This is a genomic window from Aeromonas sp. 6P, from assembly GCF_051919525.1.
GTDB classification, from domain to species: Bacteria; Pseudomonadota; Gammaproteobacteria; order Enterobacterales; family Aeromonadaceae; genus Aeromonas; species Aeromonas veronii.
Genome location: NZ_JBQBEO010000002.1, coordinates 3,319,792 through 3,345,034 on the forward strand (window position 1 = coordinate 3,319,792; position 25,243 = coordinate 3,345,034).

Consider the following 25,243-nt stretch of genomic DNA (forward strand, 5'->3'; position numbering starts at 1 on the left):
TAACGCCCAGTAATAAACCGAGGACGACGATGAATCCGACCGAACAGACCCTGCTTGAGCAGATGAGGATCACCGACTTTGAAATTGCCCATCGCAAGGAGTTATTGCTGCTCAATGAACAGGATGTGGCGCGGCTGGCAAGTTATTGCAGCAAGATAGAACCACGGATCGACGCCCTGGTGGATCGCTTCTACCAGCAGCAGACGGCCATCACCGAAATCGCCCTGTTGATCGGGGATGCCGATACCCTCATACGGTTGCGCACCGCGCAACGGCGCTATGTGCTCGATCTCTTCAGCGGCCATTACGATCTGGAGTACGTCAACAACCGGCTGCGGATCGGGTTGGTTCACAAGCGGATCGGGGTCGAACCCAAGCTCTATCTGGCCGCCATCAACACCCTCAAAGCCCTGCTGATCGAGGATATGTTCGAGCAGATCCGCGATGAACCGGAGCGCCTCGTCATGCTGGCCGCCCTGGACAAACTCTTTCTGTTCGACATCACTCTGGTCTTCGAAACCTACATTCGCAGTCTGGTGTCGGAAATAGAGTCATCCAGAGAGAAGTCGGAGAACTATGCCAAGAGTCTGGAGCAGAAAGTTCGCGAGCGTACCAAGCAACTGGAGGAGCTGAACCGCACCGATGCCCTGACCGGATTGCTCAACGTTCGCCACCTCAACGAACTGTTGCTGCTGAGCCTGCGCACCTGTCAGCGCCGCGCCGAACCCATGGCCATCGCCTATCTCGATATCGACAACTTCAAGCAAATCAACGATACCGAAGGTCACCAGCGCGGAGACGAGATCCTGCGCATCGTCGGCCACTGCATCCGTCAGGTCTTTCGCGCCGAAGACAGCTGCTTTCGTTATGGCGGAGATGAGTTCTGCCTGATCCTGCCCAACTGCAACGAGAGTCAGGCGCGGGATATCTATCTCAAACGATTGGTCAACACCGTCAAGGAGCAGCTGGGCGATCTCACCCTCAGTATCGGCATAGTGCAGACCGGGCCGGAGCACTACGACGACGGGCTAAACCTGATCCGGCTCGCCGACGAGAGGATGTACGCAGCCAAGAAGGCGCTCAAAGAGAAGACGCCGGGTAGCACGCACTGAACATTCAGCATCACAGATCCCCGCATTAACCGGGTCAGCTCCGCTCAACCACAGACGTGGCCGCAGTGGGACGCTGTACTCTGGCACCCCACTCATAGAGCGCAAAAATCGCCACACAAAGCAGCGCCATCAGCACATAGAGCAACTGCCCGCTCCACTGCTCGAGGATCCAGCCTCCCAGCAGGGCGCCGGCGGCTCCTCCCAACCCGGCCAGTGCGCTGGCACCAAAGTAGCTCCCCTTGAGATGAGCGGGAGCCATCTGGTCGATCAGCACGTTGAGCAGGGGGAAGAGGATGGTCTCGCCGATGCTGAGCAGCAGCACGGCGCCAAACCAGTGGCTGCGCACCATCGGATCCCCCAGCGCGAAGAGCAATTGGGCAGCCAGAAAGAGCGCCATGCCGATATGAAGACGCACCCGCACCGGCCAGCGTGACAACAACCGCAGCAGCGGAAACTGCAGCAGCACCACGGTCAGGGCGTTGGTCGCCACCAGCAGAGCAACCAGCTCGGCCACCTGCGGCATACCGGCTCGGGTCAGGTATTGCACCAGCGGCGAGTGAAACTGGGAGTAAACCAGCACCATCAGGAGATTGGCCATCACCAGCAGCAGGAAGGCGCGATCCGCCAGCAACACCTTGATGGCATCCCGTAAGCCGGGCCCGGCAGTCCCCGGCTTGCCTGTGTTGCCAGCCCGGCGAAATCCCCAGCCAAAGGCCAGCGCCAGCAGCAAATAGCTCACCACCAGAAACAGGAAGGTCTCCTGCTGGGCGTTGATCCCGAGGGTCACCCCCAGCAGCGGCCCCAACGCCGCCCCCAGGTTGAGCAGAAAATAGCGCAGGTGCAGTGCCAGCTCCCGCGCCTTGGCCGAGGCCAGACTGTCGGCCATCAACGCCTTGCCGGGGGCATCGATCAGCCCCGACGAGAGGCCGCTGCCCATCACCCCGACCCCAAGCCAGAACACCGCATGGGAGAAGCCGAGCAGGCCGAAACAGCTCATCGCCACCAGACAACCGGCCAGCAGTATGCTGCGCCGCCCGAAGCGATCAGAGAGCCAGCCGCCGTAAAAACTGACCAGGGTAGAGAGGGCCATCGAGCCACCCAGCAACAGGCCGATGAAGGTGGCCGAAAGGTCATACTCCCGATAGAGCAGAATGGAGAGGAAGGGCCACACCATGTAGTAGCTGGTACGCACCATGAAGGTACCCAGAATGACGATCCAGACCAGCGGGGTAAATTGCCTGAAGGTGCTCCATGACATCGCTATGCTCCATGCCCCGCAGCTCTTACCACAAGATCCTGTCATAAACGGGGAAAGCATTCAGTTGTAACAGAGGGCCTCAATAGAAACAACCCTCGCTCACCGACAAGGTGCAACCGGATGCAAAAAGGCCAGCCGATGGGCATCGGCTGGCCTTTTTATCGCGGGATTTCCCTCGGGCTAGCGCCAGGGGCTCTGCTGCCACAGACGCCCCAGTCCGGCTTCCAGCGCCTGAGCTCCCTGCTGTCCCAGCTTCTGGGTCAGGCTTTTTGGCTTGCGATAGCTGATGCCGATCACCTTGTGGTGGCTGGCCTGCGCCAGCAGATAGTCATCGCTGGTGCAGAGGGTATCTACCAACCCCAACCCCTTGGCCTGACTCGCCAGCCAGTGCTCGCCGGTCGTGACCTGATCGATATCGAGTTGCGGGCGGTGTTCGGCCACAAAGGCCTTGAAGCGCTCGTGGATCGCCGCCAGCTCCTCGCGAAACTTCTCGCGCCCCAGATCGTCGTTCTCGCCGAACATGGTGATGGTGCGCTTGTACTGACCGGCAGTGTGCATCTCGAATTCGATATCGTGCTTTTTCAACAACTTGTTGAAGTTCGGCATCTGGGCGATCACCCCGATGGAGCCGACGATGGCAAAGGGGGCAGCCAGGATCTTGTCTGCCACGCAGGCCATCATGTAGCCACCGCTCGCCGCCACCTTGTCGATAGCCACGGTGAGCTTGATGTCACGATCGCGCAGCCGCTGCAGCTGGGAGGCGGCCAAGCCGTAGCCATGTACCACGCCGCCACCGGATTCGAGCCGCAGCAGTACCTCGTCGCCGGGCTGGGCCACGCCAATCACCGCGCTCACCTCCTCGCGCAGAGAGGCCACCTCTTTGGCATCCATGCTGCCGTTGAAATCGAGCACAAACAGGCGACTGCGCTCATCCCCCGCCTTGGCGCGTTTTTTCTGCTCCTCTTTTTGCTGCTTTTCCAGCACCTTGCGCTCGGCCTTGCTAACGAGCGCGCTCTTGAGGGCAAATTGCCCCTGCTCCAGTTCGCTCGAGAGATCGGTCACCACCAGCTCCCCCTTGCGCGCTTTCGGCTGACGAGTGCTGACGATCATCAGGATGATGGCGCCGATGGCCAGCAGGAAGGTCACTGTCTTGGCCAAAAACAGGCCATATTCGGTCAGAAATGTCACGATGGACTCCAGAATGGATCGGTTTTCGTCACATTCTAGGGAGTTTGATGGAGGCGCGCAAAAAATCGCAGCCAGTGCCCGGAAAAACCAACCCGAGCATCACAACCTCTCTATTTTCTTCACATTTTTCTTGCCGCTGGCTGGTCAAACAGGCGCGCGGATCAGTACACTTGGCGCCGATTGCCATGCACTTATGGCCGGAACTTGTTAACAGGAGTTGTCATGCTCGATTATCAGGCCCCCCGCGATCTGCTCAAGGATAAAGTCATTCTGGTCACCGGTGCCGGCGACGGGATCGGCCGCGAAGCCGCCCTCACCTACGCTGCCCACGGTGCCACCGTGATCCTGCTCGGCCGCACCAGCGCCAAACTCGAAGCTGTGTATGACCAGATTGAAGCGGCCGGTTATCCGCTGCCCGCCATCGTGCCGGTGGATCTGAAAGGGGCCACCACCGCCCACTACCGCGGCATGGCCGAAACCTTCGCCCAGCAGTTTGGCCGCCTCGACGGCGTGCTGTTCAATGCCGGTCTGCTCGGCACCCTCTCTCCGTTTGAACATATTCAGGAGAAGGAGTGGGACGAGGTGATGCAAGTCAACGTCAAATCGGAATTCCTGCTGACACAGGCGCTGCTGCCGCTGCTGCGCCAGACCGCCAAGGCGCAGGGCGACGCCTCCATCGTCTACACCTCCTCCAGCGTGGGACGCAAGGGGCGCGCCTACTGGGGCACCTATGCCATCTCCAAATTTGCCATCGAGGGGATGATGGAAGTGCTGGCCGACGAGCTGGAAAACACCGGTGTACGGGTCAATACCCTCAACCCGGGCGGTACCCGTACCAAGATGCGCGCCAGCGCCTTCCCGGCGGAAGATCCCATGAACCTCAAGACTCCGGCCGACCTGATGCCGCTCTACCTCTACCTGATGGGGTCGGACAGCCGCGGCAAAACCGGTCAGACCTTTGTGGCTCAGCCAAAATAAACAAGTTGCGTGGCTCAGCCCAAATAAATCAATAAAATACCCAGAGTGTTGTGCGGCAGGGGTTAAATTGAATAGGGGGCACAGGCTCCCTGTTCGAACCACTGACCATCCTATCTCCAATCAGGTTGAACTATGTTTCGTCCCAAGAGCACGTTTGAGCAATGGCGGATCTTTCAGGCGGTGGTCGACTGCGGCGGCTACGCCCAGGCGGCCGAGGCGCTGAACAAGAGCCAGTCCTCCCTCAATCATGCGGTTGCGAAGTTGCAGCAGAGTCTGGGGGTGCCCTTGCTGGAGGTGCGCGGCCGCAAGGCGGTGTTGACCCCGGCGGGCGAGATCTTCCTCAAGCGGGCCCGTCAGTTGAGCCAGCAGGTGGAAGAGCTGGAGAATCTGGCCAACAACCTGGAGCGGCAGTGGGAGCCGCAGATCAACCTCTATGTCTCGGCGCTGCAACCAAGGGATCGCCTCTATCGGGCCTTGGCCAGCTTCTATCCCCGCAGCCGGGGTTGCCGGGTCAACTTGCACGAACGCATTCACTGCCACTTCAACGCCCTGCAACCGGGGGATCTGATGCTCTCCGAGCACCTGCCCGGCGATCGCACTGGCCTGTTGCTGGACGAGGTGTGCCTGCTGCCCCTCTGCGCCGCCAGCCATCCGCTGGCACAGGAGAAGGGGGCCATCCGCAGCGATGTATTGACCAGCCACAACCAGATCAGCCTCCATCCCCCCATTCACCGCTCGGTGGATTGGAACGATGCGGATGACACCGGCTGGAAGGCGACCCACTACCACGAAGTGCTCGCCATGCTGCGCCTTGGCCTCGGCTATGCCTGGCTGCCGCGCCATCTGGTAGAGCGGGAGCTGGCGGAAGGGTCACTCATACAGCTGGATCTGGAGAGCGGCAACGAGCGCCACCTCTACACCTACTTGCTGACCCTCTCCCCCGAATCCCTCGGCCCAGCGACCGAGCTGCTGCTGCGCTGCCTGCGCAACGAATATCAGGGCGAATCAACGCCGCTTCCGCACGTCCAGCCCCAACACGACAAATAACAGCCAGCTCCCCGTCAGACGTTGGGCACCCGCCAGCTGGCGGCCAGTGCCACCAGTGCCAATCCCAACGCCACCATAAAGACCCCGTGGAAACTCCACACCTCCGCCACCACACCGGCGATGGCCCCTGCCATGATGGAGCCGGTGCGGATGCTGTTGGCAAACAGGGTGGTCGCCACCCCGGCCCGCCCCGGCATCAGATCCTGAAAGTAAGACATGCCGATCCCCGCCACGATACCGATAAAGATGGCGTTGAACAGCTGCAAGGCGATCAGGGCATATTGGTCGGTGAGGGTCACCAGACCTGTGTAAAAGGCCGCGCCAGCCAGCACCGCCAGCAACATCATGGGGCGCTTGCCAAAACGGGCCGTGTAGTAACCCGCCAGCAGCATGAAGGGGATCTCCAGCGCCGCTGCCGTGCCCATCAGGATACCGGCAAGCTTCTCATCCATCCCAAGCTCCCGGGTGATGTAAAGCGGCATATTGATGAGGTACATGCTGTTGCAGGTCCACATCAGGGTGGAGGCGATAAAGAGTGCCCGCACCGCCGGATCCCGCCAGCTGCTGACCCGCTCTGTCTCTTCAGCCATCTTGGGCAAAGGCAGAGAGGGCAGCCAGCGCCACACCACCAGGGCACAGAGCAGATAGGCCAGTGCCGAGGCCAGGTACATCAGCTCGAAACCGTAGCCGATGGCCAGCGCGAAGGCGATGGGTGGGCCTATGACCCAGGCCAGCGAAAACTGGGCCCGCATCACCGAGCTGAACATGTCCGCCCGCCGGTTGCGGCTGTCAGAATACTCCCGCGCCAGCGCAAACAACTGGGGGCTGGCAGTGGCCGCCAGCGCCGCCAGCATCACCCCCAGACTCGCCAGCAGCCAGTAGTTGCGGTTCCAGGCAAACAGCAAGGAGAGCGCCACCCCGGCAAAGCAGCAGCGCAGGATCAGTCGCTTGCGATCCCCCTTGTTATCGGAGCGGTGGCCAAGCCACTGGCTGACCAGAATGCCCACCACCGCATTGATGGTATAGAAGAGCCCGACCAGAAAGGGGCGCACCTGCACCTCCTCGGCCAGAAACAGACTTAAGGTAGGCACCTGCAGTGCCACCGCGACGCCGGTCATAAAGGTCACGGCAAGAAATGAAAGAGAGACGGGGTCCGGGCGTTTGACCGCCGCTATCGACAAGCTCATAGGGTTACCACTGATTGGAAGGACGATACGGGCTAACGGGCGGCAGCCGTATGAAAATTCAGCGCCTATCTTATGTCACTATCAAGAGCGGGCTCAAGGATGGCATAAGCGGGTGTGCGCCTTGCGAGGGAGGCCTCGACCCCGTAGAGTGAAAGCCCATCCTGCCAGCACAAGGAGTTCGCATGTTTGATTTTGATCAGGAAGTAGACCGCAGTGGCACCATGAGCCTGAAATGGGACAAGTACAAGGGTCAGGATGTGCTGCCCATGTGGGTTGCCGATACCGACTTTGCCTCCCCCCGTCCGTGATAGAGGCGTTGACCAAACGGGTTGCCCACGGCATTTTCGGCTATTCACGCCCCTCGCCGCGCCTGATCGAACTCATTATCGAACGGATGGCGACCCGCTATGGCTGGGCCATCGAGCCCGAATGGCTGGTGTTCCTGCCGGGCGTGGTGCCGGGGCTCAACCTTGCCTGCAAGGCGTGGAGCCAGCATGGCCGCGGTATCATCACCCCCAAGCCGGTCTATTACCCCTTCCTGCAGGCGCCGGGCTTCAATGATCGTCCCCTGCTTACCGTGCCGATGATTGAAGAAGCCGGTCGCTGGGTGCTGGATCTTAAAGAGCTGGAGCGTCAGGCTCCCGCCGCAGATCTGCTGCTGCTCTGCAACCCCCACAACCCGGGCGGCACCATCTTCACCCGTGACGAGCTGCTGGCCATCGATGCCATCGCCGCGCGCCACAATCTGGTGATCTGCTCCGATGAAATCCACTGCGATCTGCTGCTGGATAAAAACGCCCGCCACATTCCCTACGGCGCCATCAGTGCACAAGCAGCCGAGCGCTGCGCGGTGATGATGGCCCCGAGCAAGACCTTCAATATCGCTGGTCTCTGCTGCTCCTTCGCCATTATCCCCAACGCCCGTCTGCGCTTCAGGCTGCAGCAGGCGATGCGCGGCATCAGCGCCGACGTCAACCTGCTGGGCTTTGTCGCCGCCGAAGCGGCCTATGAGGGTGGCGAACAGTGGCTGACCGAGCAACTCGACTATCTGGCGGCCAATCTGGCCCTGATCCAGCAAGCGGTTGCACGCTGGCCGGGCGTCAAGCTGGCCAGTCATCAGGCGACGTATCTGGCCTGGATCGATGTGAGCGCCCTTGGCATTGCCGATCCCATCGCCTTCTTCGAGCAGGCTGGCGTTGGCCTCTCCCCCGGCGCCCAGTTTGGCGATGGTCAGTTCGTGCGGCTCAACTTCGGCTGCACCAGGGCACGACTGACCGACGCGCTGGCGCGGATGGAACGGGCAATCCTCAACAACAAGCCCTGATCAGCCAGCAACGGGATGGGCAAGCCCCATCCCTTTTTCCCCTGTGTCATCAGCCAGCGGTCAACTCAGTCAACGGTCAATTATGTCTCTACGGATCTTGCATCACCTTCTGCTCCCACTCTGTGCACTCTCTGCGCTGCTCCCCTTTGGCAGCCAGGCGCTGACTATCGGAACGGGCCCGCTCAACGGGGTCTACTACCCGACCGGTGGCGCCATCTGCCGGGTGCTCAATGCCGGCCATGCCCTGCATGGGGACAGCTGCACCGTGCAGAGCACCCGTGGCTCGATGGCCAACCTCAAGGCACTCGACAAGGGGGACGTACAGCTGGCACTGGTACAATCCGATGTGTTGCACCACGCCCTGCACGGCACCGGCCCCTTCAGCGGGCAGGGGGCCAACAATGAGCTGCGCAGCCTGTTTCGCCTCTATCAGGAGTCGTTGACCCTGCTGGCCGCCCCCAATAGCGGCATCACCACCCTGGCAGATATCGAAGGGAAGCGGGTCTATCCGGGCAACAACGGCGCCGGTGAGCAGATCACCAGCCAGGCCCTGATGGCAGCCATGGGATGGCAACCCGGGCAGTTTGCTGCCTATCAGCTCAAGTCGGACAGCGAACCGCTGGAAGGGCTGTGCGATGGCTCGCTGGATGCCGCTTTTGTGGTAGCCGGTCACCCCAGTCTGGCGGTCGGCGATCTGATCAGCCGCTGCAAGGTGCGCCTCATCCCCATCGAAGGGGAGCAGATCGACACGCTGCTCAAACAACACCCCTACTACCAGCGCAGCCGCATCGCCGCCAACCTCTATCCGGGGCAGACCACCGCCATCAACAATATCGGGATGAGTGCCGAACTGGTGGCGCTGGCCAGCCTGCCGGACCCCATCGTCCGAACCGTGCGCGATACCCTGCTGGCCCGGGTCAAACAGTTCAGTCGGCTGCATCCTGCCCTGAGCAAGATGACCCCCGAGCAGTTGCAGGCGCAAACCGAGCTGCCCCTCCATGCTGGGATGTCGGATCAACCGCCAGCTCCCTTGTCACTGACTCCCGAGCAGTTAACAGCGGAACAGCTGACACCGGAGCCGTTAACACCAGCGCCATCGGCCTCAGAGGCGGTGCCCACGACAGGGCCGGTGAGCGCCGCCAACGGGACGACTGCGCCCTCTGACGCGACCGCCACCAGCAGTGCCGCAGTGACGACAGAGGCCACAGAGGTTAATCCCTTACCCGAAGAGGCGCTTGAGGTCGCCCCCGAGCTCACTGCTACGCCGACCACCGAGGGGGAAAGAGTGGCTCCCTCTGCCGCAGCGTCAACGGTTCCATCACCATCGGCTGCCGTGTCGACTCAGTTGCCACAGAGCGCCTCTGCGGCCACTGCGCCGCAAGAGCAGGCAATCCAGCCTGCCAGCAGCGCGGTGACTGGCAAAACCCTGCAGCAGGATAAAACCGATACACTTCCCTCCCCATCCACCAGCGCAGCCACACCGCCGCAACCCTGAACGGTAAGCGCCCACAAATGCATCAGGGCAGCCTCGGCTGCCCTGATTGTTTACGCGCGTTCGATAGTGACGCAATTGATGGCGGCGCAGTCACCCCGATAGGCCTGCTCACCTTGCCGCCCCGCTACGGCTCCATCACCCGGGTCAGATAGGGGTTGGGCTTCTGGATCTCCTCCTCCACCCAGTGCAGCAACTGCTTGATGGCCCGCGATAACACCTGATTCTGGCGCACCACGTAGCCCAGACTGGTACCGGGAAAGTCGCCGAGGCTGGTGACCTGCGCGGTGAGGTTGAGGCGCGGATGCAGGGAGAAGTCCGGCACGATGGCGACACCAAAGCCTGCCTCGGCCCAATCGAGCTGGGCGTCCACGCTGCCCACCTCCATGATGCGACAGGGGGGCAAGGCCAGCAGCGGCAGGGACGGGTCGATCAGCGCCCGGGTGCGGGTGTCGTGACCGAGCAGGATCAGGGTCGGCTCGTCGAGGGGGTCGCTCTCCCCCGCCACCGCCCGCGCCTGCCAGCGGGCAAGGCCGTGGCCCAGCGCGCACCAGGTCACCTGTTGCAGCTCGGTGTAGAAGAGCGGCTCGCTGCGCTTTTGCGCCATGACAAAACCCAGATCCGCCTTGCCCGCCTTGACCAGCTCGGCAGCCTGATCCGAAGTGGTGTTGAACAAAGTAAGGTCGATGCCGGGGAACTCCCGCTTGAAGCGCTGGAACGGCTGGATCAGCAGCAGGCGGGAGATGATGTCGCTGGCGGCGATGGCCAGCGTCCCCTGGCTGAGCTGGTTGAGGGCATTGAGATCGGACTGGCAGAGCTGCAACTCGGCAATGGTGCGCTCGGCGCTTTGCAGCAGCCGCTCCCCCGCCTGCGTCAGGCGAAACGGGCTGCGCTCGATCAGCCGCACCCGGGTCGCCTGCTCCAGCCGTTTGATATGCAGGCTGACATTGGGCTGAGTCATGTGCAGTTCGGTGGCGGTCTGACCAAAATGTTGCAATCGGGCCAGAGTGACAAAGGTTTGCAGCCAGTGAATATCCAGCATAAGAGTCCCTCAACCCGCGAGGTGCGGGGCTTGCCAGGCAAAATCGGGCGGTTTGCCGCTTAATTGGCCATAATTATATGGTTCTCTTATCGGAATTATAAAGATAATTAATTTTTCTAATCCGCATCAGGCTCCTAGGATGGACGCCTAACGTCTTAGGAGAAAGAGTCATGTCGTCTATCGTAGTCGTAGGTGCTAACTGGGGTGATGAAGGCAAAGGCCGCATCGTGGATTATCTGGCAGGTCAAGCTGGCGCCAGCATTCGCTTCCAGGGCGGCAACAACGCTGGCCACACCGTGGTCAACGACCTTGGCACCTTCAAGCTGCACCAGGTTCCGAGTGGCGTATTCAACCCGGATTGCCTAGTTGTCCTCGGCCCGGGCATGGTGATCAGCCCCGAGAAACTGACCGTCGAGCTCGAGGAAGTCAAAGCCTCCGGCGTGACTCCGAAGCTGGCCATCTCTGACCGCGCAACCCTCTGCCTGCCACTGCACGCACTGGAAGATACCCTGGAAGAGCAACGTCTGGGTGACGGCGCCTATGGCTCCACCCGTCAGGGCATCGCTCCTGCCTACGGCGATCGCGTCATGAAGAAAGCGATCCTGGTTGGCTGGCTGAAACAGCCGGACGTGCTGGTCGAGCGCATCCAGTTCATGCTGGACTGGAAACTGCCGCAGATGAAGGCTATCTACCCCTCCTTCGAATTCACCCAGACTGCCCAAGAGATGGCCGACTGGCTGCTGGAAGTCTCTGCACCCTGGATCGACGCAGTGTGCAACGTCAGCATGCCGCTCAAAGCGCTGCAGGCGGAAGGCAAGACCCTGCTGTTCGAAGCGCAGCTGGGCGCTGGCCGTGACCTGATCTACGGCGAATACCCCTGGGTGACCTCCTCCCACGTATCTGGCGCCTACGCCGGTATCGGTGGCGGTCTGCCGGGTCTGCGCCCGGAGCGCGTCATCGCTGTGGCCAAGGCATTCAGCTCCTCTGTCGGTACCGGCACCCTGCTGACCGCCATGGAGAACCAGGACGAGTTCCGCAAGATCACCAACGAGTTCGGCGCTACCACCGGCCGTCCCCGTGATGTCGGTTACTTCGATGCCGTCGCCACCAAGAACGGTGTCGAGCTGCAAGCCGCCACCGAAGTGGCACTGACCAAGCTGGACTGCCTGACCGGTCTGCCGGATCTGAAGATCTGCGTGGCTTACGAAGGTGCCCACACCGAGAACCCGATTTGGCCGCAAACCGCTGCCCTGAAGCCGGTTTACGAGCAGATGGAAAGCTGGAGCGAAGACATCACCGGCTGCCGCACCTTCGAAGAGCTGCCCAAAGCGGCCCAGCAGTACGTGCTGCGTATCGAAGAGCTGCTCGGCGTACCGGTTCCGATGGTTTCCGTCGGCCCGGGCCGTGACGAGATGATCCTGCGCTAAGCCGCACCTCTTATCGTCAAACAAAAAACCGGCATCCCTGATGCCGGTTTTTTTTATGGCTGCTATTTACCTTATCGCCATAAAAACCACCCAAAGGCTCAATTAACTCAACAATCGACCTCACATTGAGCCGTTCTGCAATATTATTCTGCCCTGCTCTCGCTAAAGTGAACCCGTTACCACACAAGGAGTCACCCGATGAAATTGCTCAAACAGAGTGCCCTGTTGCCACTGCTCTGCCTGACGGCCATGCCAGCCTTTGCCATGACCCTGAAGAGCACGGACATTCACGAAGGCCAGCTGATGGACAAACAGTTCAGCTTCAACGGCTTTGGCTGCAGCGGCGACAACCACTCGCCCCAGCTGAGTTGGCAGGATCTGCCGGCAGGCACCAAGAGTGTTGCCATCACCGCCTATGACCCAGATGCCCCCACCGGCAGCGGTTGGTGGCACTGGCTGGTGGTTAACCTGCCTGCCACCCAGAGCGAACTGGCCAGCAATGCCTCCGGCAAGCTCAAGCAGGGATTGGAGATCCGCACCGACTTTGGCAGCCAGGGTTACGGCGGCCCCTGCCCGCCTGCTGGTCACGGCATGCACCGCTATCAGTTCACCGCCTGGGCCCTGCCCCATGATCTCGAGGTAAAGGCTGATACCCCGCCCGCTATGGTAGGCTACATGCTCAATAGCATGGCGCTCGGCAAGGCCACCCTGACCGCCACCTTCGTCACCCCCTAGGAGCCAACCGGATGAGCACTCCCCTGCTGCAACAGAGCCACTATCTCGGGATCCGCCAGCAGCCCCTGCATCGGGTGCTCATCTATGCCCCAACCCTCATCTGGGTCACCCAGGGGAGCAAACAACTGTGGTGGCGCGAGCGACGTCTGTCGTTTGACAGGGAGCGCTGGCTGCTGATCTCGGCAGGCCACCAGCTCACCTTCGTCAATCAGCCGGAGCAGGGCAAGTTTCGCTCCCACGCCATCACACTGCTCACCCCGCCGCCGCCAGAATGGCTGGCCGAGTCATCCTCTTCCCACGCCGATCTGGAGGAACCCGCCGTCAAGGTCACCCCCGGGCTCGCCTTCTGCTTTGAACTCATCAGCACCATGGCCGAACGGGGCCTGAGCGAGGCGACACAGGCCGAACTGCTGCGCGGCTTCTATGCCGAGCTGCGGGCCGCCAACGCCCTCGGGTTACTTTTTCCCGCCAGCACCATGACCCTCGCAGAGCGGTTGGCACGCTACCTGGCGGTGGAACCCGGCATCGACCACACCCTGGAGGCGGTGGCCCCCCACTTCTCCATGAGTCGCGCCTCCATGGTGCGCAAGCTGGCCACCGAAGGTCGCAGCTTTCGCCAGCTGCTGGCTCAGGTGCGCATGAGCCACGCCCTCAACCTGTTGCAACAGGGCCTAACCCCGCTGGAGGTCGCCCTCGCCTGCGGTTATGACTCCCCCAGCCGCTTTGCCGCCCGCTTCAAACAGGAGTTCGGCCTGACGCCCCACCAATACCTGCACACCTGTCCATCCACCCTGCTCAGTCACGCCAGATAGTCGATATGTAACTTCTCCGCAGAGAGTTGCTGCCAGCAGTTGTATATCCTTGGGCTGCGCAATGAATGGCAACATCCATAATGCAAAAGGCCTCCAGCAAAATGGAGGCCTTTCTGTTTTAACTCAAGTTGCACTTACACAATACCCGCCACACGGCAGGTACGGGCTCGTCTTAGCCGGTCTTGAGCGGCAAAGAGAGGCGTTTGGCCAGTGCCTGGAAGTGCTGGCTCACCTCAGCCCCGAACAGGGGGTCGCCAATGGCGCGGTTCTGCCAGTTTTGCTCCAGATGACGCCAGTCATCCTCGGTCAGGGAGTCACGCAGATGGGGGAAGATCACCCCCTCTTCATAGTTCATGTGTGCCTCTTGCAGCTCCACGAAGCGCTCCAGCTTGGTGGTGAACTGATCGAGGGGGATCACCGCATCCATCAGGATCATCTCCACCATCTCCTTGAGATCGGCCCCGGCCTCCAGCAGCTTGACGTGCTCCTCCTGCAGGCGGTTGGCAACCTCCCCCTCCACCACCCGATATTTCAGGTAGTAGTCATAGATGAGGTCTTCCTTGGGATGGTGGTACTTGTCAGAGACCTCCCGCAGGTAGTCGATGACATCGCGCACCAGAAAATAGCTGATGGGCTCTTCGGCACGGATGGCTGCCAGCTTGTGCTTGAGCAGCTCCAAAAGTCGGGCGATGTTGAGATGATCCTTGTGCAGACTGGATAACATGGGCACTCCTTGGCTCTGAATAAATCTTATGTCCCTGAGTATACGGTCATTTGTCGCCCGAACTTTGCACTCAATCAAGTGGGATGCAGACAGATTTCCACTCTATCGGACTCTTACCCTGTTGTTCCAACAAGCGATTGGTCTCGCTAAAGTGACCGCAACCGATGAAACCGCGGTGGGCAGAGAGGGGGCTCGGGTGCGGCGCGGTCAGCACATAGTGGCGCTGGCGGTCGATGAAACGTCCCTTCTTCTGGGCGTGGGCGCCCCACAGCAGGAACACCACGCCCTGACAGCTGGCATTGATCTGCTCGATGACCCGATCGGTAAAGGTCTCCCATCCCAGATGGGCGTGGGAATGGGCCTGACCGGCCTGCACCGTCAGCACAGTGTTGAGCAGCAAGACACCTTGTTTGGCCCAGGATTCGAGAAAGCCGTGATTGGGTGTGACGAAACCTGGCAGGTCACGCTGCATCTCTTTATAGATGTTGACCAGTGAGGGAGGCGTACGCACGCCGGGCAGAACAGAGAAGCAGAGCCCGTGCGCCTGATTGGGGCCGTGGTAGGGATCCTGCCCCAGGATCACCACCTTGACCTGATCCAGCTCGGTCAGCTTGAAGGCATTGAACACATCGGTGGCTGGCGGGTAGATCACCTTGCCCGCTTCCCGCTCGGCTCTGACGGTTGCCAGCGTACTCTTGAAATAGTCCTGCTCTTTCTCAGAGCCAATCACATCACTCCAGGTCAGCACCCCGGCCTCCTCACTTGATACGGCGAAGGGTTCAGGATAGGGGGCCAGCCCGCAAGACGCAACCGTGGTTCACGCTTTCCAGAGCCTGGCGAGGCGCCCCGAGCGCTCCAGCTTGCGCAGGCCGGTATTGAACAGCAGCATCAGACGGCGCGCCTCGGGATCGGCTTCGCGCATCAGCAGGTATCCCGGTTGCGACCAGATGGGGTCGGCGGCACCGGTCAGTGACAGCGATTGGGGATGACGAACGAGCGCCTGCTGGAACAGAGTCTGTGCCACCTGCTCATCCATCACCAGATAGTGGATCCGCCCGTCAAGCAGCTTGCCCATGCTCTCCTCATCGGAATCTGACCACTCGAGGGTGAGCCCGGCTTGGCGAGCGACAAAACCATCGCCATAGAAATAGCCACGGGTCACTCCGACAGGCTCGTGTTTCAGCTCACCCAGATTGATCGCGGGCGTACCGGTCAGCGTCATCAGGCGAGTGGTGAAATGGCCGAGCGAGGCGGAGAGATAGAAAAGCTGCTCCCGCTCGCGGGAGCGAAACCAGGGCATGGTGACCACATAGCGTCCCTCCAGAGTCAGTCGGTAAGCCTCGGCCCAGGAATAGAAGTGAAAGCTGACATCGAGCCCCTCTTCGGCAAAGGCCTGGCGCACCACCTCACAGAGAAAGCCCTGATTGGGCAGCGCCTCACTGATATAAGGTGGCCACTCGCCCACAGCAATTCGCACCGTCTCGGCCCGTACCGCAACACTGCTTGCCCAGCAACAGAACAGGGCCAGCCATGCCCACTTTCGCAACCCATCATTCACCCGGCACTCTCCTCGCTTTTTTTGCTGAGTGTAGCCAACCCCTCAATTAACCTCAGAAAAAGCCGAAAAGATGTAGTTAAATTACTAGATTAACGAGATAAAAGATGCATAATTTGGATATCTTACAAAATCAGAAAAATGACCTATTTTTGATTCAACTCAAGAATTTAATCCCATTGAAATGGCGCTTTGTCGGATTTTCTTGATCTAGATCAATTTTGGTAATATTACCACCGTGGTATATATGACCCCATCAAAGAAAAGGTGTAAGGCAAGGGCCCTTTAAGTCATCGCCATCGACGGTAGCTTAAATACATCAGGGTAATTTCCTTACAGTTGGATTCGCGTTCCCATTGAGAGTCATACCATGATCAAAGGCATTCAAATCACCCAGGCCGCCAACACCGCTCTGCTGAACTCTTTCTGGCTGCTGGACGAAGAGAAGCAACAAGCTCGCTGCATCTGCGTCAAAGGCGATGCTTTCGCTGCCGATCAAGAAGTGCAACTGGCTGACCTGGGTCAGTTCGAATACCGCGAACTGCCGGTTCAGGCTGAACCTGCTGTTGAAGGTGGCCAGCACCTGAACGTCAACGTGCTGCGTCGCGAAACTCTGGAAGATGCTATCGAAAACCCGGAGAAGTACCCGCAGCTGACCATCCGTGTATCTGGCTACGCAGTGCGTTTCAACGCCCTGACCCCGGAACAGCAGCGTGACGTGGTTACCCGTACTTTCACCCAGAGCCTGTAATCAGCGCCCTGCAGTGAAGAGCTGATACTCGCTGTATCGGCACAAAAAAACGGCCAATCGGCCGTTTTTTTATGCGTGCTTGTCACCGCATCCTTATCAAAAAATGCCCCGCATTGCGGGGCATTTTCATCAGGCATGACAGCGTCGGGATCAGGCCGAGGTATCGAGAGGTTCGAAGCCCTTGATCAGGTCATCGATGGCCTTCATCTGTTTGAGGAAGCCTTCCAGCTTCTCCAGCGGCAGGGCGCTCGGGCCATCACAACGGGCAATTTTCGGGTCTGGGTGGGATTCAATAAAGAGACCAGCCAGACCGACCGCCATGCCGGCGCGCGCCAGCTCGGTCACCTGCTCGCGACGGCCACCGGAGGCGGCACCCAGCGGATCACGGCACTGCAGGGAGTGGGTCACGTCAAAGATCACCGGATAGCCACCGGTGCTCTTCTTCATCACGCCCAGACCCAGCATGTCCACCACCAGGTTGTCGTAGCCGAAGTTGGCACCGCGCTCACACAGGATCAGCTGATCGTTGCCGCACTCCTCGAACTTGTCGGTGATGTTCTTCATCTGGCTTGGGCTGAGGAACTGCGGCTTCTTGATGTTGATGACGTTGCCGGTGCGGGCCATGGCTTCCACCAGATCGGTCTGGCGCGCCAGGAAAGCGGGCAGCTGGATAACGTCCACCACCTCGGCGACCGGCTTGGCCTGATGGGGTTCGTGCAGATCGGAGATGACCGGCATGCCGAAGGTCGCTTTCAGCTCCTGGAAAATCTTCATACCCTCTTCCAGACCCGGACCGCGGTAGGAGTGGATGGAGGAGCGGTTGGCCTTGTCCCAGCTCGCCTTGAAGACAAACGGGATGCCCAGCTTGCTGGTCACTTCCACGTACTTCTCGCACACCGCCATCGCCATGTCGCGGGATTCCAGCACGTTCATGCCGCCAAACAGCACGAACGGTTTGTCGTTGGCAACGTCGATCTGGTTGATCTTGATATTCTTCTGTTCCATCTAAGACTTCCTTAATGAAGGGGCCTGAAGCCTAGGGAGGGTGAGAACAAGTACCCTCCACAACAAAACTGAAAATTTTAGTCGATTTAATTCAAATGCTTACAAAGGCGTATTTTTGTACTTGGTGACTTATTCGCACCTTCCCTAGTTAATCCGTTGCGACCGGACGCAGCGGCCTTGATATTCTTCTGTTTCAGTTTCAAGCCGCTCTTAATGGAGGGGCTTGGGGCTCAGATCCAGCGCGGCCAGCTGCACTTTCAGCACATCGGCCACCGGATCGTCCGGGCATTGTTCAATAAAATATTCAAAATCGTCGGCGGCCTGATGCGGGCAGTCGAGCTGCTCGTAGATAAAGCCGCGATCCCGCGTCTCCAGCGGATCGCCGGGCTTCATCCGCAGCAACAGCTCGCTGCAACGCAGCGCCTCGGGCATACGATCTTCCCGCAGCAGGGCCCCCTTGCTGACGTTGAGCAGCCGTTCGATGATCTCCCACTGGCCGGAGGGCTGCAGGTAGTCGGGGGTCAGGGTCGCCAAGTCCCCCAACGCACCGCGCAGCAGCAGCTCGATGCGGGCCAGGCTCAGCTCGTCGCCGGTAAAGGGGTCGACATAGACCTCCCCCTCGCCACCGGCAAAGCTCACCAGGAAGTGGCCGGGGAAGCAGATCCCCTCCACATCGAGCCCAAGCTTGCGCCCCAGCTGGATGATGAGAATGCCGAGGCTGACCGGGATCCCTTTGCGCTGAACCAGCACCTGATTGAGATCGCAGTTGTTGGCAGAGAAATAATCCTGCCAGTCGCCATGAAAACCGAGGCTGTGGTAGAAGCCTTGCAGCAACTGCTGGCGCACCTCGTCGCAGGTGCCCTCTTCGATCTGCTCATCCAGCCACTCGTCCAGCAGGTTCAACTCGCGGATCCCCTCCTCGACCGAGCCATAAATTTCGTCACTGACTGACAACGCCAGCTCGGTGATGTCGTGGGCTTCGAAATCGGTCCATTCGTCTATGTGTAACATTCTCTTCATGCCTTAGCCGAACACACTCGTCTGTTTGAGCACTGCCAACTTGGCAATAAAGTAGATCCAGCCGAGCGCCCCCAGAAAGGAGCACCAGCGCACCAGATTGCTTTTGGCCAACCGCAGCGCCATCGCCGCCAGAAATACCAGCACCAGAATGGCCATCAGCTTCTCGCTGAGCCAGGGCGTTCCGTTATTGAACGGGTTGAGATCCAGCACCATGCAGAGCAATACGCCGGAGAGCACCACCAGACCGTTGAGCCAGCCGCTGACCTTCATCACCGGCGCGCTGTAGGCACGGTCAGTAGCGGTCTGTACCCAGTAGAAGCGGAGCATAAACATCAGCACGGCCCCGGCAATCAGGGTGAGGTGCAGGTGTTTGAGCACAAAAACCATATTCAATCCTTGCATGGGGGCGCACAGGCAACCCGCCGTGTAACAGTAAGGGGCTGTCAGCGCAGCGGGCAGAGGCCCAGCGTCACCCTGTCGTTATCCCCGTAATCGCGCACCGTGGCTACCTCGCGGTAGCCGCCATCACGCAGCAACTGACGCACCGCCTCCCCTTGATCCCAGCCATGCTCCAGCAGCAACCAGCCGTCAAGCAGCAGATAAGCGGGAGCATGGGCCACGATGTGGCGGATATCGGCCAGCCCGGCGTCATCGGCAACCAGCGCCGAGCGGGGTTCAAAGCGCACGTCACCCTGCTCGAGATGGGGATCGGCGCCATCAATATAGGGGGGATTGGAGACAATCACCGCAAAACATGGCGTATTGTCGCGATCCGGCTCGCCAAGGGGCTCGAACCAGCTGCCGTCGCGCACCTCGATGGGCAATCCCAGCGCGGCGCTGTTCTCGCGGGCCAGCGCCGCAGCATCCGCCATCCGATCCACCGCCCACACATCGATTTCGGGCCGCTCGGACTTGAGCGCCAGCGCGATGGCGCCGGTGCCGGTGCCCAGATCCAGCACGGCGCACGGCCCCTGCGGGATTTTGGTCAACGCCTGCTCGACCAGCACCTCGGTATCGGGGCGCGGGATCAGGGTCGCCGGACTTACCTTGAGGGGCAGCGACCAGAACTCCCGCTCGCCCACCAGATGGGCGATGGGTTCGCCGTTGAGACGACGAGCCAGCCACCCCTGCAGGGTGGCCTGCTGGGCGGCATCCAGCTCACGCTCGGGCCAGGTCATCAGATAGCTGCGACGACACCCGAGCAGATGACAGAGCAGTACATCGGCATCGGCGCGGGGGGACTCCCCCTCAGCCAACACAGTCATGATATGGGCGCGGGCCTGCTGGATCTGCATCAGTGCCACTCCACCTTATGGGCAGAACACTTAATGCGAGCTTGCCAGATCACCATTTGCATCAGTTGTTCTCGGCCAGCGAGGCGAGCTGATCGGCCTGATACTCCTGCACCAGCGGAGTGATAACGCAGCCCAGATCCCCTTCCAAAATTTCGGAGAGGCGATAGAGGGTCAGGTTGATGCGGTGCTCGGAGAGGCGGCCCTGCGGGTAGTTGTAGGTACGGATGCGCTCGGAGCGATCGCCGGAGCCCACCAGATTGCGGCGGGTGCTCTGCTCGGCGGCGCGGTGACGCTCATCCTCGGCCGCTTGCAGGCGGGCGGAGAGCACCGACATCGCCTTGGCGCGGTTCTTGTGCTGGGAGCGCTCGTCCTGACACTCCACCACCAGACCGGTCGGCAGGTGGGTGATGCGGATGGCCGAGTCGGTCTTGTTGACGTGCTGACCACCGGCACCGGAGGCGCGGAAGGTGTCGATCTTCAAGTCGGAAGGGTTGATCTCGATCTGCTCGGCTTCCGGCACTTCCGGCAGCACGGCGACGGTACAGGCGGAGGTGTGCACGCGGCCCTGAGATTCGGTCTCCGGCACCCGCTGTACCCGGTGACCACCGGATTCAAACTTGAGGCGGCCATAGACGCGCTCGCCGTCGATCTTGGCGATCACCTCCTTGTAGCCACCGTATTCACCGTCGTTGCAGCTGACGATGGAGACGCGCCAGCCCTGACGCTCGGCAAACCGTGAATACATACGGAACAGGTCACCGGCAAAGATGGCCGCTTCGTCGCCACCGGCACCGGCACGGATCTCCAGATAGCAGTTGTTGTCATCCTTGGGATCCTTGGGCAGCAACATCAGTTGCAGCTCCTGCTCCAGCGCCTCCAGATTGGCCTTGGCGAGCGGCAGCTCCTCCTGCGCCATCTCGCGCAGGTCGGCATCCTCCTCCTCCAGCATCATCTGGGTGGTCTCCAGATCATCCTGAGCCTGACGGTAACGCTGAAAGGCGTGAACGATATCTTCCAGCTGGGCATATTCGCGGGTCAGGGCGCGGTAGCGATCCTGATCCGAGACCACATCCGGCTCGCCGAGCATGGCCTGTACTTCTTCGTGGCGCTCGATGAGGCCTTCCAGCTTTCTGATCAGTGACGGATTCATAACTCTTGCATTCTCAATGGAGGACGGGACAACCGGCAGGTTGCCCGAAAATTATGGCTCTTGTGACAACCCCAGCGCCTGCCGCAAGCGGGAGAGCTCGCTCTGATCCCCCTGGGAGGCAGCCTGGCGCAACGCCTGGGTCGGCGCGTGGATCAATTTGTTGGTGAGGCGATGGGCCATCGCCTTGAGCGCCTGTTCGGCACTCTCGCCCTGCGCCAATGCCAGCAGGGCCCGTTGCAACTCTTCATCAGCCACTTGCTGGGACTGATGGCGGTAATCGCGAATGAGGTCGACCGAGCTCTGGCCGCGATACCAGCCCATAAACTCGTCGCGCTCCTCCTGCACGATCACTTCCGCCTGGGCGGCAGCCCGTTTACGGGTTTCGAGGTTCTGCTCGATGATCCCCTGCAAATCATCCACCGTGTAGAGATAGGCATCGGAGAGCTCATCGACTTCGGCTTCGATGTCGCGCGGCACGGCAATATCCACCAGAAACATGGGTTTGAAGCGGCGGGCCTTCAGCGCGCGCTCCACCATCCCCTTGCCGATGATGGGCAGTGGGCTGGCGGTCGAGCTGATGACAATATCCGCCTCGTGCAGATAGTCGGGGATCTCTTCGAGCGTCATCACCTGGGCGCCGAATTCGGCTGCCAGAGTCTGGGCGCGCTGCAGGGTGCGGTTGGCCACCATCATCTTGGTGACGTTCTGCTCGCGCAGATGACGGGCCACCAGTTCGATGGTCTCCCCCGCCCCGACCAGCAATACCTTGGTCTGGGAGAGATCGGAGAAGATCCGCCGACCCAGGCTGACGGCGGCAAAGGCCACCGACACGGCACTGGCGCCAATCTCGGTATCTGTGCGCACTCTTTTCGCCACCGAGAAGGATTTCTGGAACAACCGCTCCAGCGCCCCCTTCAACGACTCCGCCTGCTGGGCGTGGGCATAGGATTGCTTGATCTGCCCCAGGATCTGCGGCTCCCCCAACACCAGCGAGTCGAGCCCGCACGCCACCCGCATCAGGTGGCGCACCGCCTCTTCATCGTGATGCTGATAGATGGCGGTGACCAGTTCGGCCGCGTCCAGCCCGTGGAACTGCTGCAACCAGCGAAGCACTTGCTCCTGCCGCTGCTCCTCCAGATTGCAATAGAGTTCGGTCCGGTTGCAGGTAGAGACGATCACCGCCTCGCTGACACCGGGTTGGCTCACCAGCTCACGCAAGGCGCGATCGATGCAGTCCGGGCCAAAGGCGACCCGTTCCCGCAAGGCGACACTGGCGGTGTTGTGGTTGATTCCGAGGGCAAGCAAACTCATGAGTGGGCGACGATCATTTCATACGCTGGGTGCAAAGGCTGCCAATTGTACGAGAAAGGGTAAGTCTTTAAAAGCAATACGGCCGCCCCGTATACTGTGGCAAATTCCTCTCTCTGGAGCCGTCTCTTGCTGCTACGTATTTTTACCCTCACCTGCCTGCTGTTGCTGGCCGGTTGTGCCACCACCCAGCCCCAGCGTGACCAGGTGAACTGGAACCAGGAGCGGACCCGTCTCGAGCAGCTGACCCACTGGCAGCTATCCGGCAAGATGGCCATCATCACGCCACAGCAAAAGGGCAGCGCCCGTCTCAACTGGCAGCAAGATGGGGAGGATTATCGCCTCAACCTCACCAGCCTGATTGGCACCAGCATTCTGGAGCTCTCCCGCAGCAAGGGGGAGATCACCCTGCTCGACAGCGACGGCAATCGCCACCAGAGCCAGGATGCCGAAGCACTCATCTATCAACTGACCGGCTGGAATATTCCGGTTGCTGGGTTGCCAGAGTGGATCAAGGGGCTGCCGGGTCAGGCGGAGTTTGAACTCAACCCCGACAGCAGTCTGGCCAGCGTGCGCGACGGCCAGTGGCAGATCGTCTATGGCGATTATCGGGATCAGGATGGCTACCGCCTGCCGCACCAGCTGACCATGACCGGCCAGAACAGCCGCCTCAAGCTTCAGATCAACCAATGGACTCTTGCACGTTAATGGCTTCCACACGCTGGCCGGCACCGGCCAAACTCAACCTGTTTCTACACGTCAATGGCCGTCGTCCCGATGGCTATCACGAGCTGCAGACCCTGTTTATCTTCCTCAACCACAGCGACTGGCTCGAGTTCGAGGTGATACCGAATAGCGACACACTCACCCTGAGCCCGGCCATTCCCGGGGTGCCGGATGAGCAGAATCTGATTATTCGGGCGGCACGGCTGCTGCAAACAACCCTGCCGAGCCCGCAAGGTGCCCATATCCGGCTGGAGAAGGTGCTGCCCATGGGCGGCGGCATTGGCGGCGGTTCGTCCGATGCAGCGACCACGCTGGTAGCGCTTAACCACCTCTGGCAAGCGGGTTTGAGTGAAGATGAACTGGCAGCGCTTGGCGTCCAGCTGGGGGCCGATGTGCCGGTGTTTGTCCGTGGCAAGGCGGCCTTTGCCGAAGGAGTGGGTGAGCGGCTGCAACCGGTCGAACTGCCCGATGCCTGGTATCTGGTGCTCAAGCCCGATTGCCATGTGGCGACCGCGGCCGTATTCCAGGATCCGGAGCTGCCGAGAGCCACGCCGAAAATGTCGCTGGACAACCTGCTGGAAGGCGAGTGGAAAAACGATTGCGAATCACTGGTGAAAAAGCGCCACCCCGAGGTTGCCAATGCGCTCGGCTGGTTGCTAGAATACGCGCCGTCAAGAATGACGGGCACAGGAGCCTGCGTCTTTGCTCAATTTGAAGACGAAGTGACTGCTCGGGAAGTGTTGGCCTGCGTGCCGAAGGGACTTGATGGGTTTGTCGCCAAGGGCGAGAACATATCACCTCTCTTCTCCACATTGCAACAGTTCAAATGATTGGGGTATCGCCAAGCGGTAAGGCAGCGGGTTTTGATCTCGCCATTCCTAGGTTCGAATCCTAGTACCCCAGCCAATTTTACCGAACGGTATTGATGATGATTAACGTGGCCGGTTTTGCACTCGGCCACGGATTCGGGTTACCGGTATCATCACATTCATTGGGCAGCAGACACCTTGTACGTTATCTTGATAAATCGTTTGCCCCAAAACGATAGGGTCTGATTTCAGACTCCCCCACATACTGGATGCAACCCCGAGGTTTCAAACCGTGCCTGACATGAAGCTGTTTGCTGGTAACGCAACGCCGGAACTAGCCCAGAAGATCGCAGATCGCCTGTTTATCAAACTCGGCAATGCTGCCGTAGGTCGCTTTAGCGACGGCGAGATCAGCGTACAGATCAATGAGAATGTACGTGGTGGCGATATCTTCATCATTCAATCCACCTGTGCCCCGACCAACGACAATTTGATGGAATTGATCGTCATGGTGGATGCTCTGCGTCGTGCTTCAGCTGGCCGTATCACTGCCGTTATCCCCTACTTTGGTTATGCCCGTCAGGACCGCCGAGTCCGCTCCGCCCGTGTACCCATCACCGCCAAGGTTGTCGCTGACTTCCTCTCCAGCGTCGGTGTGGATCGCGTGCTGACCGTTGACCTGCATGCCGAGCAAATTCAAGGTTTCTTCGACGTTCCGGTAGACAACGTGTTCGGTAGCCCGGTGCTGCTGGAAGACATGAAGTCCAAGAACCTCGAGTCTCCTGTCGTTGTCTCCCCGGACATCGGTGGCGTCGTGCGTGCCCGCGCCATCGCCAAGCTGCTGGATGACACCGACATCGCCATCATCGACAAGCGCCGTCCCCGCCCGAACGTCTCCCAGGTCATGCACCTGATCGGTGACGTTGCCGGCCGCGACTGCATCATCGTTGATGACATGATCGACACCGGCGGCACCCTGTGCAAAGCCGCAGAGGCCCTGAAAGAGCGCGGTGCCAAGCGTGTATTCGCTTACGCCACTCACCCGGTCTTCTCCGGTTCCGCCGTCGAGAACATCAAGAACTCCGTGATCGATGAACTGATCATCACCGACTCCATCCCGCTCACTGCGGAGATGAAAGCGGTAGGCAAGGTCAAGCAGCTGACTCTGTCAACTGTACTGGCCGAAGCCATTCGTCGCATCAGCAACGAAGAGTCCATCTCTGCCATGTTTGAGCATTGATAGATTCAGCAATAACGAAAACCGCCATCAGGCGGTTTTCGTCTTTCTGGACCTTCTC

The 25,243-nt window shown here is 60.2% G+C and carries 23 protein-coding genes, 1 tRNA gene and 2 pseudogenes; 13 read left to right on the top strand and 13 right to left on the bottom strand.

Translation table 11 applies throughout. The features are described from left to right. Positions 1–29 precede the first annotated feature (29 nt). Positions 30–1,112, top strand: coding sequence for a diguanylate cyclase domain-containing protein (locus tag ACTG2J_RS15290; protein ID WP_019445681.1), 1,083 nt, complete (start codon positions 30–32; stop codon positions 1,110–1,112). 34 nt (positions 1,113–1,146) lie between these two features. Here the strand turns inward: ACTG2J_RS15290 and ACTG2J_RS15295 are convergent, their stop codons facing one another. Next, positions 1,147–2,370 carry an MFS transporter gene (locus ACTG2J_RS15295; protein ID WP_439989408.1) on the bottom strand — a complete coding sequence of 408 codons (1,224 nt, stop codon included), beginning with the start codon at positions 2,368–2,370 and terminating at the stop codon, positions 1,147–1,149. Positions 2,371–2,550: 180 nt separating this feature from the next. Then, on the bottom strand, positions 2,551–3,558 hold the full coding sequence (gene sohB, locus ACTG2J_RS15300) for a protease SohB (RefSeq protein ID WP_005334907.1): 1,008 nt from the start codon (positions 3,556–3,558) through the stop codon (positions 2,551–2,553). 222 nt (positions 3,559–3,780) lie between these two features. Here sohB and ACTG2J_RS15305 point away from each other — a divergent pair, with 222 nt between their 5' ends. Beyond that, entirely contained in the window at positions 3,781–4,536 is a 756-nt protein-coding gene (locus ACTG2J_RS15305; protein ID WP_439845891.1) for a YciK family oxidoreductase, read from the top strand. 132 nt (positions 4,537–4,668) lie between these two features. Next, the gene (locus ACTG2J_RS15310) at positions 4,669–5,583 is read left to right on the top strand and encodes a LysR family transcriptional regulator (protein WP_042054524.1); all 915 of its coding nucleotides are present in this window, start codon (positions 4,669–4,671) and stop codon (positions 5,581–5,583) included. A 14-nt stretch (positions 5,584–5,597) separates the two neighbouring features. On the opposite strand, the gene ACTG2J_RS15315 is transcribed toward ACTG2J_RS15310, so the two are convergent. Then, positions 5,598–6,770 carry an MFS transporter gene (locus tag ACTG2J_RS15315; RefSeq protein ID WP_005334914.1) on the bottom strand — a complete coding sequence of 391 codons (1,173 nt, stop codon included), beginning with the start codon at positions 6,768–6,770 and terminating at the stop codon, positions 5,598–5,600. A 182-nt stretch (positions 6,771–6,952) separates the two neighbouring features. Between ACTG2J_RS15315 and ACTG2J_RS15320 the strand changes: the two are divergent. Together ACTG2J_RS15320 and ACTG2J_RS15325 are read left to right on the top strand one after the other, a co-directional pair. Further along, a pseudogene (locus tag ACTG2J_RS15320) lies at positions 6,953–8,094 on the top strand (MalY/PatB family protein). Between the two features lie 82 nt (positions 8,095–8,176). Beyond that, positions 8,177–9,589: a TAXI family TRAP transporter solute-binding subunit gene (locus ACTG2J_RS15325; protein WP_439997645.1), complete on the top strand. Its 1,413-nt coding sequence runs from the start codon at positions 8,177–8,179 to the stop codon at positions 9,587–9,589. Positions 9,590–9,713: 124 nt separating this feature from the next. On the opposite strand, the gene ACTG2J_RS15330 is transcribed toward ACTG2J_RS15325, so the two are convergent. Continuing rightward, positions 9,714–10,628, bottom strand: a complete 915-nt coding sequence (locus ACTG2J_RS15330) for a LysR family transcriptional regulator (protein ID WP_439997646.1) — start codon at positions 10,626–10,628, stop codon at positions 9,714–9,716. Positions 10,629–10,798: 170 nt separating this feature from the next. On the opposite strand from ACTG2J_RS15330, the gene ACTG2J_RS15335 reads away from it, so the two are divergent. The 3 genes from ACTG2J_RS15335 (at position 10,799) to ACTG2J_RS15345 (ending at position 13,602) form a co-directional block, all read left to right on the top strand. Continuing rightward, positions 10,799–12,055, top strand: coding sequence for an adenylosuccinate synthetase (locus ACTG2J_RS15335; protein ID WP_005362191.1), 1,257 nt, complete (start codon positions 10,799–10,801; stop codon positions 12,053–12,055). A 198-nt stretch (positions 12,056–12,253) separates the two neighbouring features. Further along, positions 12,254–12,790 (top strand): YbhB/YbcL family Raf kinase inhibitor-like protein, encoded by a 537-nt coding sequence (locus tag ACTG2J_RS15340; protein ID WP_005353872.1) that lies wholly within the window; start codon positions 12,254–12,256, stop codon positions 12,788–12,790. An 11-nt stretch (positions 12,791–12,801) separates the two neighbouring features. Then, entirely contained in the window at positions 12,802–13,602 is an 801-nt protein-coding gene (locus ACTG2J_RS15345; protein ID WP_113739731.1) for a helix-turn-helix transcriptional regulator, read from the top strand. Between the two features lie 172 nt (positions 13,603–13,774). Here ACTG2J_RS15345 and ACTG2J_RS15350 read toward each other — a convergent pair whose 3' ends face one another. From ACTG2J_RS15350 to ACTG2J_RS15360, 3 genes are all read right to left on the bottom strand, one after another. Next, a complete protein-coding gene (locus ACTG2J_RS15350) occupies positions 13,775–14,326 on the bottom strand; it encodes a hemerythrin domain-containing protein (protein ID WP_100653200.1) in 552 nt (183 codons plus the stop codon). A gap of 70 nt (positions 14,327–14,396) precedes the next feature. Then, positions 14,397–15,074 (bottom strand): uracil-DNA glycosylase, encoded by a 678-nt coding sequence (gene ung / locus ACTG2J_RS15355; RefSeq protein ID WP_005353881.1) that lies wholly within the window; start codon positions 15,072–15,074, stop codon positions 14,397–14,399. 69 nt (positions 15,075–15,143) lie between these two features. Then, a complete protein-coding gene (locus ACTG2J_RS15360) occupies positions 15,144–15,884 on the bottom strand; it encodes a substrate-binding periplasmic protein (RefSeq protein WP_439997647.1) in 741 nt (246 codons plus the stop codon). Between the two features lie 367 nt (positions 15,885–16,251). On the opposite strand from ACTG2J_RS15360, the gene grcA reads away from it, so the two are divergent. After that, positions 16,252–16,632: an autonomous glycyl radical cofactor GrcA gene (gene grcA, locus ACTG2J_RS15365; RefSeq protein WP_005334936.1), complete on the top strand. Its 381-nt coding sequence runs from the start codon at positions 16,252–16,254 to the stop codon at positions 16,630–16,632. Positions 16,633–16,782: 150 nt separating this feature from the next. Here grcA and kdsA read toward each other — a convergent pair whose 3' ends face one another. The 6 genes from kdsA to hemA all read right to left on the bottom strand — a co-directional run bounded on the left by kdsA (position 16,783) and on the right by hemA (position 22,413). After that, positions 16,783–17,637, bottom strand: coding sequence for a 3-deoxy-8-phosphooctulonate synthase (kdsA, locus tag ACTG2J_RS15370; protein ID WP_005334937.1), 855 nt, complete (start codon positions 17,635–17,637; stop codon positions 16,783–16,785). A 210-nt stretch (positions 17,638–17,847) separates the two neighbouring features. Beyond that, the gene (locus tag ACTG2J_RS15375; RefSeq protein ID WP_429221207.1) at positions 17,848–18,648 is read right to left on the bottom strand and encodes a SirB1 family protein; all 801 of its coding nucleotides are present in this window, start codon (positions 18,646–18,648) and stop codon (positions 17,848–17,850) included. Between the two features lie 12 nt (positions 18,649–18,660). Continuing rightward, positions 18,661–19,044 carry a SirB2 family protein gene (locus ACTG2J_RS15380; protein WP_429221208.1) on the bottom strand — a complete coding sequence of 128 codons (384 nt, stop codon included), beginning with the start codon at positions 19,042–19,044 and terminating at the stop codon, positions 18,661–18,663. Positions 19,045–19,100: 56 nt separating this feature from the next. Further along, positions 19,101–19,952 (bottom strand): peptide chain release factor N(5)-glutamine methyltransferase, encoded by an 852-nt coding sequence (prmC, locus tag ACTG2J_RS15385; protein ID WP_429221209.1) that lies wholly within the window; start codon positions 19,950–19,952, stop codon positions 19,101–19,103. Positions 19,953–20,013: 61 nt separating this feature from the next. Beyond that, positions 20,014–21,102, bottom strand: a complete 1,089-nt coding sequence (gene prfA / locus ACTG2J_RS15390) for a peptide chain release factor 1 (protein WP_439989405.1) — start codon at positions 21,100–21,102, stop codon at positions 20,014–20,016. Positions 21,103–21,153: 51 nt separating this feature from the next. Continuing rightward, positions 21,154–22,413 (bottom strand): glutamyl-tRNA reductase, encoded by a 1,260-nt coding sequence (hemA, locus tag ACTG2J_RS15395; RefSeq protein ID WP_113739726.1) that lies wholly within the window; start codon positions 22,411–22,413, stop codon positions 21,154–21,156. 126 nt (positions 22,414–22,539) lie between these two features. On the opposite strand from hemA, the gene lolB reads away from it, so the two are divergent. From lolB to ACTG2J_RS15415, 4 genes and pseudogenes are all read left to right on the top strand, one after another. Further along, positions 22,540–23,118 (top strand): lipoprotein insertase outer membrane protein LolB, encoded by a 579-nt coding sequence (gene lolB, locus ACTG2J_RS15400; RefSeq protein WP_005353907.1) that lies wholly within the window; start codon positions 22,540–22,542, stop codon positions 23,116–23,118. Continuing rightward, positions 23,118–23,988, top strand: a pseudogene (ispE, locus tag ACTG2J_RS15405) (4-(cytidine 5'-diphospho)-2-C-methyl-D-erythritol kinase). Before lolB ends, ispE begins: the two are co-directional and overlap by 1 nt. Further along, positions 23,968–24,042, top strand: a tRNA-Gln gene (locus ACTG2J_RS15410). Before ispE ends, ACTG2J_RS15410 begins: the two are co-directional and overlap by 21 nt. A 195-nt stretch (positions 24,043–24,237) precedes the next feature. Then, positions 24,238–25,185 (top strand): ribose-phosphate pyrophosphokinase, encoded by a 948-nt coding sequence (locus ACTG2J_RS15415; protein ID WP_005343846.1) that lies wholly within the window; start codon positions 24,238–24,240, stop codon positions 25,183–25,185. Positions 25,186–25,243 lie beyond the last annotated feature (58 nt).

Bases quoted from the DNA above. Each gene is read 5' to 3' on its own strand.
- ACTG2J_RS15305 (WP_439845891.1), top strand. From the start codon at position 3,781: ATGCTCGATTATCAGGCCCCCCGCGATCTGCTCAAGGATAAAGTCATT.
- ACTG2J_RS15340 (WP_005353872.1), top strand. From the start codon at position 12,254: ATGAAATTGCTCAAACAGAGTGCCCTGTTGCCACTGCTCTGCCTGACG.
- ACTG2J_RS15375 (WP_429221207.1), bottom strand. From the start codon at position 18,648: ATGTTACACATAGACGAATGGACCGATTTCGAAGCCCACGACATCACC.
- ACTG2J_RS15290 (WP_019445681.1), top strand. From the start codon at position 30: ATGAATCCGACCGAACAGACCCTGCTTGAGCAGATGAGGATCACCGAC.
- ACTG2J_RS15325 (WP_439997645.1), top strand. From the start codon at position 8,177: ATGTCTCTACGGATCTTGCATCACCTTCTGCTCCCACTCTGTGCACTC.
- ACTG2J_RS15310 (WP_042054524.1), top strand. From the start codon at position 4,669: ATGTTTCGTCCCAAGAGCACGTTTGAGCAATGGCGGATCTTTCAGGCG.
- ACTG2J_RS15315 (WP_005334914.1), bottom strand. From the start codon at position 6,770: ATGAGCTTGTCGATAGCGGCGGTCAAACGCCCGGACCCCGTCTCTCTT.
- hemA (WP_113739726.1), bottom strand. From the start codon at position 22,413: ATGAGTTTGCTTGCCCTCGGAATCAACCACAACACCGCCAGTGTCGCC.
- ACTG2J_RS15380 (WP_429221208.1), bottom strand. From the start codon at position 19,044: ATGGTTTTTGTGCTCAAACACCTGCACCTCACCCTGATTGCCGGGGCC.
- prfA (WP_439989405.1), bottom strand. From the start codon at position 21,102: ATGAATCCGTCACTGATCAGAAAGCTGGAAGGCCTCATCGAGCGCCAC.
- ACTG2J_RS15345 (WP_113739731.1), top strand. From the start codon at position 12,802: ATGAGCACTCCCCTGCTGCAACAGAGCCACTATCTCGGGATCCGCCAG.
- ACTG2J_RS15335 (WP_005362191.1), top strand. From the start codon at position 10,799: ATGTCGTCTATCGTAGTCGTAGGTGCTAACTGGGGTGATGAAGGCAAA.
- ACTG2J_RS15330 (WP_439997646.1), bottom strand. From the start codon at position 10,628: ATGCTGGATATTCACTGGCTGCAAACCTTTGTCACTCTGGCCCGATTG.
- grcA (WP_005334936.1), top strand. From the start codon at position 16,252: ATGATCAAAGGCATTCAAATCACCCAGGCCGCCAACACCGCTCTGCTG.
- ACTG2J_RS15295 (WP_439989408.1), bottom strand. From the start codon at position 2,370: ATGTCATGGAGCACCTTCAGGCAATTTACCCCGCTGGTCTGGATCGTC.
- prmC (WP_429221209.1), bottom strand. From the start codon at position 19,952: ATGCAGATCCAGCAGGCCCGCGCCCATATCATGACTGTGTTGGCTGAG.
- kdsA (WP_005334937.1), bottom strand. From the start codon at position 17,637: ATGGAACAGAAGAATATCAAGATCAACCAGATCGACGTTGCCAACGAC.
- ACTG2J_RS15350 (WP_100653200.1), bottom strand. From the start codon at position 14,326: ATGTTATCCAGTCTGCACAAGGATCATCTCAACATCGCCCGACTTTTG.